Origin of the sequence: Delftia sp. WY8 (genome assembly GCF_018437695.1) — a bacterium.
Classification (GTDB): Bacteria; Pseudomonadota; Gammaproteobacteria; order Burkholderiales; family Burkholderiaceae_C; genus Comamonas; species Comamonas tsuruhatensis.
In genome coordinates, this window is the sequence record NZ_CP049795.1 from 2479899 (window position 1) to 2492049 (window position 12151).

8 protein-coding genes are annotated in these 12151 nt (G+C 68.5%); 5 read left to right on the forward strand and 3 right to left on the reverse strand.

The window, feature by feature from the left end; genetic code table 11:
* Positions 1-34: 34 nt before the first annotated feature.
* From pcaB to G4D77_RS11455, 3 genes are read left to right on the forward strand one after another with little or no spacing between them, the layout of a single operon-like run.
* Positions 35-1417, forward strand: coding sequence for a 3-carboxy-cis,cis-muconate cycloisomerase (gene pcaB, locus G4D77_RS11445; RefSeq protein ID WP_154835696.1), 1383 nt, complete (start codon positions 35-37; stop codon positions 1415-1417).
* A 44-nt stretch (positions 1418-1461) separates the two neighbouring features.
* Positions 1462-2454: a tripartite tricarboxylate transporter substrate-binding protein gene (locus G4D77_RS11450; RefSeq protein ID WP_154835698.1), complete on the forward strand. Its 993-nt coding sequence runs from the start codon at positions 1462-1464 to the stop codon at positions 2452-2454.
* Between the two features lie 4 nt (positions 2455-2458).
* Positions 2459-3892 (forward strand): class II fumarate hydratase, encoded by a 1434-nt coding sequence (locus G4D77_RS11455; RefSeq protein ID WP_154835700.1) that lies wholly within the window; start codon positions 2459-2461, stop codon positions 3890-3892.
* A gap of 5 nt (positions 3893-3897) precedes the next feature.
* Here the strand turns inward: G4D77_RS11455 and G4D77_RS11460 are convergent, their stop codons facing one another.
* Together G4D77_RS11460 and ggt are read right to left on the reverse strand one after the other, a co-directional pair.
* Complete coding sequence (locus tag G4D77_RS11460; protein WP_016448063.1) at positions 3898-4854, reverse strand: tripartite tricarboxylate transporter substrate binding protein; 957 nt, start codon at positions 4852-4854, stop codon at positions 3898-3900.
* 1071 nt (positions 4855-5925) lie between these two features.
* Positions 5926-7914, reverse strand: a complete 1989-nt coding sequence (ggt, locus tag G4D77_RS11465) for a gamma-glutamyltransferase (protein WP_017406720.1) — start codon at positions 7912-7914, stop codon at positions 5926-5928.
* Between the two features lie 325 nt (positions 7915-8239).
* Here ggt and G4D77_RS11470 point away from each other — a divergent pair, with 325 nt between their 5' ends.
* Both G4D77_RS11470 and G4D77_RS11475 read left to right on the forward strand, forming a co-directional pair.
* On the forward strand, positions 8240-10024 hold the full coding sequence (locus G4D77_RS11470; RefSeq protein WP_154835702.1) for an NAD(P)/FAD-dependent oxidoreductase: 1785 nt from the start codon (positions 8240-8242) through the stop codon (positions 10022-10024).
* A complete protein-coding gene (locus tag G4D77_RS11475; RefSeq protein WP_154835704.1) occupies positions 10021-10590 on the forward strand; it encodes a VUT family protein in 570 nt (189 codons plus the stop codon). Before G4D77_RS11470 ends, G4D77_RS11475 begins: the two co-directional genes overlap by 4 nt.
* An 88-nt stretch (positions 10591-10678) precedes the next feature.
* Here the strand turns inward: G4D77_RS11475 and G4D77_RS11480 are convergent, their stop codons facing one another.
* The gene (locus tag G4D77_RS11480) at positions 10679-12055 is read right to left on the reverse strand and encodes an amidohydrolase (RefSeq protein WP_154835706.1); all 1377 of its coding nucleotides are present in this window, start codon (positions 12053-12055) and stop codon (positions 10679-10681) included.
* Positions 12056-12151 lie beyond the last annotated feature (96 nt).

Here is a 12151-nt window from a genome sequence, read left to right on the forward strand (position 1 = left end):
TCGATATGTCCGAACTTAATCGCAATTGCGCACCATGACCCTTCCGTCCTTCACCTCCAGCACCGCCATCGATTCGCTGCTGTTCCGCGACGCCTTCGGCACCCCCGCCATGCGCGCCATCTTCGCCGACAGCGCGCTGGTGTCGCGCTACATCGAGGTCGAGGTCGCGCTGGCACGCGCCCAGGGCCGCTGCGGCGTGATTCCGGCCGAGGCCGCACACGAGATCGCGCAGCGCTGCAGCCTCGAAGCGCTGGACTTCGAGCTGCTGCGCAAGGAAACCGACATTGTCGGCTACCCCATCCTGCCGCTGGTGCACCAGCTGGTGAAACAGTGCGGCGACGCAGGCCGCTACATCCACTGGGGCGCCACCACCCAGGACATCATGGACACCGCCACCGTGCTGCAGGTGCGCGATGCGCTGGACCTGGTCGATGCCGACATCGCCGCGCTGCGCACCATCCTGGCCGACCTGGCAGAACGCCACCGCGACACGCCCATGGCCGGCCGCACGCACCTGCAGCACGCCCTGCCCATCACCTTCGGCTACAAGGCCGCCATCTGGCTGGCCATGTTCGACCGCCATGCCCAGCGCCTGCAGGAACTGCGCCCGCGCGTGCTGGTGGGCCAGTTCGCGGGGGCGGCAGGCACGCTGGCCTCGCTGAGCGGCCGGGGCCTGGAAGTGCAGCAATTGCTGATGGAAGAACTGGGCCTGGGCGTGCCCGCCACCACCTGGCATGTGGCGCGCGACGGCCTGGCCGAGGCCGTGAATTTCCTGGCCCTGGTCACCGGCTCGCTGGGCAAGATCGCCTACGACGTGATGCTGCTGTCCTCCACCGAGTTCGGCGAGGTGTTCGAGCCCTTCGTCACGGGGCGCGGCGCCAGCAGCACCATGCCGCAAAAGCGCAACGCCATCTCCAGCGAGCTGATGCTGGCCGCCTCCAAGGCCGTGCGCCAGCATGCGGGCCTGATGCTGGACGCCATGGTCCAGGACCTGGAGCGCGCCACCGGCCCCTGGCACGCCGAATGGGTGGCCCTGCCCGAGAGCTTCGTGCTCTCGGCCGGCGCCCTGCACCAGGCGCGCTTCATGCTCGGCGGCCTCATCGTCGATCCCGAACGCATGGCCCGCAACCTGGACATGACCGACGGTCTGATCGTGGCCGAGGCCGTGATGATGGGCCTGGCCCCGCACACGGGCCGCCAGCAGGCGCACGACATCGTCTATGCCGCCTGCCGCAGCGTCAACGCCGAGGGCGGCACGCTGGCCGATGCGCTGGCCCGCCTGCCCGAAGTCACGGCCCATTTCGACCGCGCGGCGCTGCAGCGCCTCACCGACCCGCGCAACTACCTGGGCGAGGCCCAGCAGATGGTGGACCGCGCCCTTGCGCTGTCGCGCGCCCATACAGCCAGCGGCCGCTGACATCCCGGCCCAGGACAGAACACAGCACTACAGGAGACAACACCATGCCTTTCCATCTTCCCCGCCTGCCACGCCTGGCCCTTGCCCTGGCCGCCACCACCTTCGCCCTGGCCGCGCACGCCCAGGGCGGCTACCCCGCCAAGCCGCTGACCTGGATCGTGCCCTTCGCGGCCGGCGGCCCCACGGACGCCATGGCGCGCGACATCGCCCAGCGCACCAGCACCCAGCTGGGCCAGCAGATCATCATCGAGAACGTTCCGGGTGCGGGCGGCACCATCGGCGCGGCCAAGGCGGCGCGCTCGGCGCCCGACGGCTACAGCTTCCTGGTCGGCCACATGGGCTACATGGGCGCGGCGCCGTCGCTGTACAAGAAGCTGGCCTATGACCCGGTCAAGGACTTCGAGGCGGTGTTCCGCTTCCCCGACACGCCGCTGGTGCTTCTGGTGGGCAAGAACTCCCCGTACAAGACGGCCGAGGAGCTGGTGGCCTTCGGCGAGCAGAACCCGGGCCGGCTGAACTTCGGCAACGCGGGCGTGGGATCGACCTCGCACCTGGTGGCAGCGCTGTTCGCCAGCCGCGCGCAGATGGAGATCACCCAGGTGGCCTACAAGGGCGCGGCACCGGCCATGACCGATGTGATCTCGGGCCAGGTCGATGCCATGTTCGACCAGACCAACACCGCCCTGCCCCAGCTGGCCGGCGAGCGCATCCGCGCCATCGCCCTCACCTCGGACAAGCCCATGCCCCAGTTCCCGGGCGCGGCCGCGCTGGGCCAGAAGCTGCTGCCGGGCTTCGAGACCGCCACCTGGTACGGCATCTACGCGCCCAAGGGCACGCCGCGCGACGTGGTGCAAAAGGTCTACCAGGCCTATACCAAGGCCCTGGCCGACAAGGCCTGGACCGACAGGATGGCCGCCCAGGGCATACGCCTGCTGCCCGCAGATCAATACGCGCCCGAAGCCCTGGCACGCCACACGGCCGCCGAGGTGGAGCGCTGGCGCAAGGTGGCAGCCGACGCGAAGATCTCGCTGGACTGAGCCCATGGACCAGACACGCACCCAGGCCCAGGCACAGACCCAAGCTCATACCCGCATCGAGCACGATGCCTTCGGCCCCGTCCACATCCCTGCCGACCGCCTCTGGGGCGCGCAGACCCAGCGCGCGCTGGAGCTGTTCACCATTGGCGAGGAGCGCTTTCCGCAGGGCCTGTACCGCGCATTCGGGCTGCAGAAGCTGGCGGCAGCGCGCGCCAACCGGCGCCTGGGCGTGCTGGACGACCAGCGCGGCGCGGTGATCGAGGCCGCAGCCGCCGAACTGCGCGACGGCCTGCTGGACGCGCATTTCCCGCTGACCATCTGGCAGACGGGCTCGGGCACGCAGACCAACATGAATGCCAACGAGGTCATCGCCAACCGCGCCAACCAGATGCTGGGCCAGCCCCCGGGCACGCGCAGCCCGGTCCACCCCAACGACCATGCCAATGCCTCGCAGTCGTCCAACGACAGCTTTCCCACGGTGATGCACCTGGCCACGGCGCTGGAGCTGCGCGACCACCTGCTGCCCGCCCTGGAACAGCTGCAGCAGCGCCTGCAGGAACGCGCCCTGGCCTTTGCCGGCGTGCTCAAGGTGGCGCGCACGCACCTGATGGACGCCGTGCCCATGACGCTGGGCCAGAGCTTCGAGACATTCGCCCACCAGGTGGGCCACGGCATCCACCGGCTGCGGGACACCCAGCCCCGGCTGTGGAGCCTGGCCCAGGGCGGCACTGCGGCCGGCACGGGGCTCAACGCGCCGGCCGGATTCGACCGGATCTTCTGCGAGGAGATACAGGCGCTCACGGGCCTGGCGGTCACGCCCAATCCCTGCAAGTTCGAAGGCATGGCCGCGCACGATGCGCTCATCGAGGTCTCGGGCGCACTCAATGTGGTGGCCGGTTCGCTGGCCAAGATGGCCAACGACATCCGCCTGCTGGGCTCAGGCCCGCGCTGCGGCCTGGGGGAGCTGGTGTTTCCCGACGATGGGCTGAGCTCCTCCATCATGCCGGGCAAGCGCAACCCGACCGTGGCCGAGGTCGTGGTGCAGGCCGCCTACCAGGCCATGGGCCACCACCTCACCGTCACGCTGGCGGGCTCGGCCGGGCACTTCGAGCTCAACGTGGCCAAGCCCGTGCTGATCCACCACCTGCTGCGCGCCATGCGCGCGCTGGGCGACGCCAGCCGCGTGTTTGCCGAGAAGCTGGTGGCAGGCCTGCAGGCACACACGGAGCGGCTGGAGCAGCAGGTCAGCCACTCGCTGCTGCAGGCCACCGCGCTCAACCCGGTGCTGGGCTATGACGCCGTGGCCCGCATCACGCGCGAGGCCATGGCACGCGGCATTGCGCCGCGCGAGGCAGCCGTGGAGCTGGGGCTGATCACGGCGGCCGAGTACGACCGGCTGGTGGACCTGCGGGCCATGGCCGGGCTGCCGCCCGCGTAGCGGCCTCAATCCTCCAGGCCTATGTTCTGCACGATCTTCTTCTCGTCCTCGAACGCCTTCCTGGCGAACGCCGTGTACTCCTGGCTGCCGCGGAACTGCGTGCGCACGCCGTAGTTGCCGACGACCTGGCGGAAGGCCGGGTCGTCCATGGCGGCCTTGATGGCGGCTTCGAGCTTGCGCACGATCTCGGGCGGCAGGCCGCGCGGCCCGGCAATGCCCAAGGGCGAGGGCACATCGAAGGCATAACCGGCCTCGCGGAACGTGGGCACGTTGGCAAAGGCCTCGGGCCGCACCTCGGAGGCCGAGGCCAGCGCGCGCAGCTTGCCCGAGCTCAGGTACGGCAGCACCGTGTTGGCGTACACGCCGGACTTGATGTGGCCGGCCATCAGCGAGTTCAGCGCCTCGGCATCGCCCTTGAAGGGCGCATGCGTGAAGCGTGCGCCCGTGGCCTGCTCCAGCAGCGCCATCACCACGTGGTTGGCCGTGAACTTGCCCGGCGTGCCGTAGTCCACGGCGCCCGGATTCTTCTTGGCGAACTCGACCAGGTCCTGCACCGTCTTGAACGGCGAGTCCTGGGGCACGGCCAGCACGAAGTCATAGGTCATGTAGGTGGCGATGTAGCTGAGATCGCGCACCGGGTCGTACTGCACCTTCTGGATGTGCGGCTGGCGGAAGATGCTCACGGGCGCCAGCGTCAGGCGGTAGCCGTCCGGCTTGGCCGATCGCATGTCCATCACGCCCATGGACGCGCCCGCGCCGGGCTTGTTCTCGATCACCACGGTCTGCCCCAGCTGCTTGCCCATGCCCTGTGCCAGCGCACGCGCCACCACGTCGGTCACGCCGCCCGCGCCGTAGGGCACGACCAGACTGATGGGGCGGCTGGGATAGCTGTCCTGCGCCCATGCTGCGCCCGTCATCAGGACCGATGCGCACATCCATGCGCCAAACACTCGTCTTTGCATTTCCATCTTCCTCAGAGGCTCACGACCATCGAACTTGCTGCTGTTCAATTTAGATGGATGCATGCCAACCATGGATTCGGGCAAGCCCGTAGCGTTGGTGCGTCTGGGGAAAACGCGCAGCGTGGGTGCGGGACTGATGGCTCTATAGCAGGGGGTGGCGTGGTTGCTTGGTTTGCGGGGGGTGGTGGGGTGTCTTTTTGCGCATTGGGGTGGGTGGGGCATGTCTTTGAGGCGACAGTCATGGGGCGTGTGCCCTCAGAGTGACTGCCATTCAGGGATGCTTTTTTGTCCCTGCCGGGTGGTTGTTTTTCGAGGCCGGGTTTCGGCCCGGCGGCCGACCTACTTTCTTATCACGCGATAAGAAAGTAGGCAAAGAAACGCGCCCAAATGCCCGCGACCCCTGCGCTTCGCTCCGGGGCAACCTGCGTCGTGGCGGTTGCGGGGTTCGCTGCGGAACTCGCTTTGCGCTTCGCGCGCCGCTCAGACAACCGCAGCGAGTCAGGTCACGAAGCAGTCCTGTCCTTCGGCAGGACTGCAACCCCGCAACCACCACGCCGCAGGCGCTGACATACGGGAGGTGGTGCGGGCCTTCGCTTCGCTCGGCCCCGGTTTGAAGCCGAGCGGAGCGATGGCGCCGGCTGTTGGCTGTTGGCTGTTGGCTGTTGGCTGTTGGCTGTTCCCCAGCCTCCCCCTTCTGCCCACGCCTGCGTTGGGCGGGATGCGGGGTGGCAGCCCTGCCGAAGGACAGGGCTGCTTCGTTGTCTAGCTTGCCGCAGTTGTTTGAACGGATTGCGCCGCAGGCGCAAGGAGTGAGTTCTGCGGCACACCCCGCATCCCGCCCAACGCAGGTCGCCCGCAGCGAAGCGAAGGGTCGTGGGCAGTTTGGGGCGCGCTTCTTTGCCCCGCTTTCTTGTCGCGCGACAAGAAAGCGGGTCGGCCGCCGGGCCGAACCCCGGCCTCGAAAAACAACCACCCGGCAGGGTCAAAAAAAGACCCACCAGCAAACCAGCAAAAAAGGCGCCACCAGCATCCCGCCAGCAGCGCCTTCCTCAGTCAATCATCAGACCGAAATCAGCGAACGGTATCGCCCAGAACAAGCCCTTCACGGCGCGGATCAGCCCCACCTTCCAGCTGCGCCTGCCCATTGCGCTGCACCCGCAAGATGGTGCCAATACCGCTGGACTGCGCACTGATGGACACCACATGGCCCAGGGCACGCAGGCCGCTGACCAGCGGATCGTCGTTGCCGCCATTGGCCGTGTTGATGTTGGGGTGCTCGCCGCCCACGTTGGTGGTCGGGCTGTTGGCCGCGCCGAAGTCCACCATCGACGTGGCCTGCTGCGCATCCAGACCCCAGTCCAGCGCGCCGACCAGGGTCTTGGTCACGTACTGGATGATGGTGCTGCCGCCCGGCGAGCCCGTGGCCATCTTGAAGTCGCCGGCGGTGCCGTCGGTCTTCAGGTCGAACACCAGCGTGGGCGCCATGGAGCTGCGCGGGCGCTTGCCCGGCTGCACGCGGTTGGCGACCGGGCCGTCGGCGGTGCTGGGGATGGCCGCGAAGTCGGTCAGCTGGTTGTTGAGCACGAAGCCGCGCGTGACGTGAAAGGACCCCATGCTGGACTCCACCGTGGTCGTCATGCTCAGCGCGTTGCCCTTGGCATCGACGATGCTCATGTGCGTGGTGCCGGCCTCCTTGACATCGACCACGCCCTGCGAAGGCGTGCCGAAGTTGCCTGCCTGGGCCGTGCCCATGCTCTTGGTCGTGGAGATGAGGGCGGCGCGCTGGCGCAGGTAGCTCTTGTCCAGCATCAGGGCCGGCGAGCCGCCGGGCAGGGACACGAAGTCGGTGTCGGCCACGTACTTGTCACGGTCGGCATAGGCCAGGCGCAGGGCTTCGCTGACCAGGTGCACGCCCATCACCGAAGGCTTGCCGCCCTCGCCATCGATGGCCGTGGGCGCATAGGCCTTGAGGTCGAAGTTCTCCAGAATGCCCATGGCCTGTGCCACGGCGATGCCGCCCGACGACGGCGGCGGCATGCTGCAGACCATGTAGCGCGCGCGGTAGGTGGTGCAGACGGCCTCGCGGCGCTTGGCCTCGTAGCTGGCCAGATCCTGCAGCGTGGTCTTGCCGGGGGTGATGGGCGCACCGTCCGAGACGGTCTGCGTCACGCCCACCTTGCTGACGATGGCCTGGGCCAGGTCGCCACGGTAGAAGGCATCGGCACCGCCCGTGGCGATGCTGCGCAGCGTGTCGGCATAGGGCTGGTTGACGAACTTGGCGCCCAGCGCCAGCGGCTTGCCCTGGGCATCGAAGTACAGCTTGGCGGCATCGGCATCGCGCGCCAGCTCCGTCTTGGAGCCCTCCAGCGCGGCGGCCATGCGGCCGCTGATGGGAAAGCCCTTGCTGGCCAGGTCGATGCCCGAATTGAACAGCTGGGGCCACGCGGTCTTGCCGTAGTCCTTGTGCGCGAGTTCCAGCATGCGCACCACGCCCGGCGTGCCGATGGAGCGGCCGCTGGAGCGCGCCGAAGGCTTGGGCGCGGTCTGGTCGGTGGCATCGTCCACGTAGCGCAGGTAGTTTTCCGTGGCGGCAGCCGGCGCGGTCTCGCGGCCGTCATAGGCCACGACCTTGCCCGTGGCCGCATCGCGGTAGAGCATGAAGGCGCCACCGCCAATGCCGCTGGACTGCGGCTCCACCAGGCCCAGCACCATCTGCACGGCCACGGCCGCATCCACGGCCGAGCCACCGGACTTGAGCACCTCGCAACCGGCCTTGGACGCCAGCGGGTTGGCCGTGACCACCATGTACTTGGAGGTGTGCAGGGCCTTCTTGCCGAGGCGGTAGCCCGACGAGGGTTCGGGTGCGGCCGGATCACCGGGCAGGCCCGAGCCCACGACCACGCTGCCATCGCCCGAGGTGATGGCGCAGGCCGCCAGGTCGTCCTGGCCCGATCCGCCATTGCCACCACCACCGCACGATGCGAGGAACAGCGGCGTGGCGGCCGCAAGGCCGATCCACTGCCATGCAGGCAGGCGTTGCCTGGAAGGGGGTTGCTTCATGAAATGTCTCCTTGTGGTGCGTGGAATGCGTTGATCTTGTTCACCTGGGGCAGCACCCGCCCGCAGGCTTGCCGCGAGCTTACATCCGTTCCACCACCACTTCGCGCAGATGCAGCCACCCCATCAGAGCGGGACTGAAGGGCCCCGTTCGCGGATGGCCGGCCCTGCATGCAAGGTCCGTGCCCGGATCGGGACGGCACCAGCACCGGAAATATCTGGCGGAAAATCCGAACCCGAGCACACCCCAAGGCTGTGCGGCCCGCAGCCTGTGCGGTCGCCCACTTTGGCTTACCATCGCCGGCCCTCTGCTTGATAGGTACAAGCCATGATCCGCGTCTCTGAACTGAAACTGCCCCTGTCGGCAGTGCAATACCACCCCGACAGCCATACCGAATATCTGCCCCTGGAGCCGCTGCGCGCCCTGGCCGCGCGCCAGCTGGGCATTGCCGAGGAGGCCATTGCCTGCGTGCATGTGCACAAGCGCAGCTTCGATGCGCGCAAGTCCGAGCTGCTGGCCGTCTACATCGTCGACCTGACGCTGGCCGAAGAGAGCCAGGAAGCCGCACTGCTGGAGCAGTTCTCCAGCCATGCCCATGTGAACCCCACGCCCGACATGCGCTGGCATGCCGTGGGCCAGGCGCCTGCCGACCTGCAGCGCCGGCCCGTGGTGGTGGGCTTCGGGCCCTGCGGCATTTTTGCGGCCCTGGTGCTGGCGCAGATGGGCTTCAGGCCCATCGTGATCGAGCGCGGCCGCTCGGTGCGCGAGCGCACCCAGGACACCTGGGGCCTGTGGCGCAAGCGCGAGCTGGTGCCCGAGTCCAATGTGCAGTTCGGCGAAGGCGGCGCAGGCACCTTCTCCGACGGCAAGCTCTACAGCCAGATCAAGGACCCGCGCCACCTGGGCCGCAAGGTGATGCAGGAATTCGTCACCCACGGCGCGCCGCCCGAGATCCTCTATGCCGCGCATCCGCACATCGGCACCTTCAAGCTGGTGAAGGTGGTCGAGGGAATACGCGAGGAGATCATCCGCCTGGGCGGCGAGATCCGCTTCGGCCAGCGCGTGTGCGACATGCGCATCGAAGGCGAGGGCAAGGACCGCCGTCTCACCGCCCTGGAAGTGCTGGACCAGGACAGCGGCGAGCGCCAGTGGCTGGAGACCGACCATGCCGTGATGGCCCTGGGCCACAGCTCGCGCGACACCTTCGCCATGTTCTACGAGCGCGGCGTGCACATGGAGGCCAAGCCGTTCTCGGTGGGCTTTCGCATCGAGCATCCGCAAAGCGTGATCGACCGCGCGCGCTGGGGCAGGCATGCCGGCCACCCGCTGCTGGGTGCGGCCGACTACAAGCTGGTGCACCACGCCAGCAACGGGCGCGCGGTCTACAGCTTTTGCATGTGCCCGGGCGGCACCGTGGTGGCGGCCACCAGCGAGCCCGAGCGCGTGGTCACCAACGGCATGAGCCAGTACTCGCGCGCCGAGCGCAATGCCAACGCCGGCATGGTCTGCGCCATCGACCCATCCGACTACCCGCGCGATGCCAAGAGCTTTGCCTGGGCCTTCGACGGCAAGACCCATGGCGTGGAAAACCTCAAGGACGGCGAGCTGCACCCGCTGTCGGGCATCGTGCTGCAGCGCCAGCTGGAGACCAAGGCCTACCTGCTGGGCGGGCGCAACTACAACGCGCCGGGCCAGCTGGTGGGCGACTTCATCGCGGGCAAGGAATCGGCCGCGCTGGGCGAGGTCGAGCCCTCCTACAAGCCCGGCATCACGCTGACCAACCTGCACCACGTGCTGCCCGCCTATGCCATCGAGGCCATGCGCGAGGCGCTGCCCGCCTTCGGCAAGAAGATCCGCGGCTACGACATGCACGATGCCGTGCTCACCGGCGTGGAAACGCGCACCTCCTCGCCCGTGAAGATCGAGCGCGGCGCGGACTTCCACAGCCTGAACACGCGCGGCCTGTACCCGGCCGGCGAAGGCGCCAGCTACGCGGGCGGCATCCTGTCGGCCGGCGTGGATGGCGTGAAGGTGGGCGAGGCCGTGGCCTGCGCCATCCTCGGGCTGCCCCTGCCCTCGTCGGGGGCACGCGGCTCCGGTGGCGCAGCATGACACCGCGTCCGCCCCGTTTCGCCGCCCCCTCGCGCACCCAGCTGCTGGCCGCCATTGCGGCCATGGGCGTGGTGGTGCTGTCGTCCAACATCCTGGTGCAGTACGCCATCAACGACTGGCTGACCTGGGGCGCCATCACCTATCCGTTCGCCTTCCTGGTGAGCGAGCTGGTCAACCGCAGCTTCGGCCCGCAGCAGGCCCGGCGCGTGGCCTGGGTGGGCTTTGCCGTGGCCGTGGCCGCCTCGCTGGTGCTGGCGCCGCCGCGCATCGCGCTGGCCTCGGGCGCAGCCTTCATTGCCTCGCAGTGGCTGGACATCGGCGTGTTCCACCGCCTGCGTGCGGGCCGCTGGTGGCGTGCCCCCCTGGTGGCCACGCTGCTGGCCGCCTGCCTGGACACCTTCCTGTTCTGGAGCATCGCCTTCGCGGGCGCCGCCGAGCCCTGGGTGACCTGGGCCCTGGGCGACCTGGGCGTGAAGCTGGTGCTGGGCGTGGCACTGCTGCTGCCGTTCCGCCTTGCCATCGCCCGGTGGTGGAAAAGCCCATCGGCAATCGCCAGCGCCAAATAGAGCCGACGCGGTTCGCACGGACTCGATCTCAAGCCAGGGGCACCGTGCAACGGGACGCGGCTTCCGCCGCTCAGGGCGAGTCGAATAACTATGGGTTGCGCTGCAGATAGTCCACGGCCAGCGCGGCCAGTGAGCGCGCACCCGTGGGCAGTTGCTTCTCGTCGATATCGAACAGCGGCGAGTGGTTGGACGGCGCCTTCGCGAAATCCTGGCCGGCCGGCGGTGCGCCCAGGAAGTAGAAGAAGCCCGGAACCACCTTCTGGAACTCCGAGAAATCCTCGGAGCCGCTGACCTTGGGAATCACCATGGCCTTGCCGCCCATGGCCAGCTTGAGCGCGGGCAGCGAGGCCTCGGTCAGTGCGGCGGGGTTGGTGGTCACCGGATAGGCCACGGGACCGAAACGCACCTTGGCCTTGGCGCCGCTGGATGCCGCGATCTGCTCGGCCGTGGCGGTGATGCGCTTGTGTGCCTCCTGGCGCATGTCCTCGTCGAAGGTGCGCAGCGTGCCCTGCATCTCCACGTTGTCCGGGATGATGTTGTAGCGCGTGCCGCCCTGGATGGAGCCGATCGTCAGCACGGCCGGCTCCAGGCTGATGTTGAGCTGGCGGCTGACCACGGTCTGCAGGCCCAGCACCACCTGGCTGGCCGCGACGATGGGATCGACCGCATTCCACGGCGACGAGCCATGGCCGCCCCGGCCCTCGACCTGGATGCTGAGGCTGTCCGAACCCGCCATCAGCGGCCCGCTGCGGTAGCCCACCATGCCCGACGGCAGGTTGGACGTGATGTGCAGGCCGTAGATGGCCTGCACGTCCTTGAGCACACCGGCCTCCACCATGGCCTTGGCGCCGAAGCTGGGCACATGGCCGTGGGCATCGGCCTCCACCGGGGCGCCTTCCTCGGCGGGCTGGAAGATGAACTTCACCGTGCCGGGCAGCTTGGCGCGCATGCCGGCCAGCGCCTCGGCCGCGCCCATGAGCATGGCCACGTGGGCATCGTGCCCGCAGGCATGCATGACCGAAACCTCCTTGCCCATGTACTGGGCCTTGGCCTTGGAGGCAAAGGACAGGCCGGTCTTCTCGGCCACGGGCAGCGCGTCCATGTCGGCACGCAGCGCCACGGTCTTGCCCGGCCGGCCGCCGCGCAGCACGCCCACCACGCCCGTGCCGCCCACGCCGGTCTGCACCTCCATGCCCAGGCGGCGCAGGTGATCGGCCACCACCTTGGCCGTGCGTTCTTCCTGGCCCGACAGTTCGGGGTGCTGGTGGATGTCGCGGCGCCACTCCACCATCTTGGGCGCCAGCGGCTGGATGGCGGCATCCAGGGCCGCCAGGCCCTGTGCATCGAGCCCCTGGGCGCTGGCCGCCAGTGGCAGGCCGCAGGTCAGCAGCCCGGCCAGGGCGATGGAGCGCAGGCCTGTGCGCGGGAAGGAGGAAGGCTTTGTCTCGGCGCTGGTGTGGAGCATCTTCGTGGTCCTGGAAAGTGGCACAAGCAGCCATGCTAAAAGTGAAGCACGTATGACGGGCACGTCAAAATCGCCATTCGAGGAGCCAGAACCGCC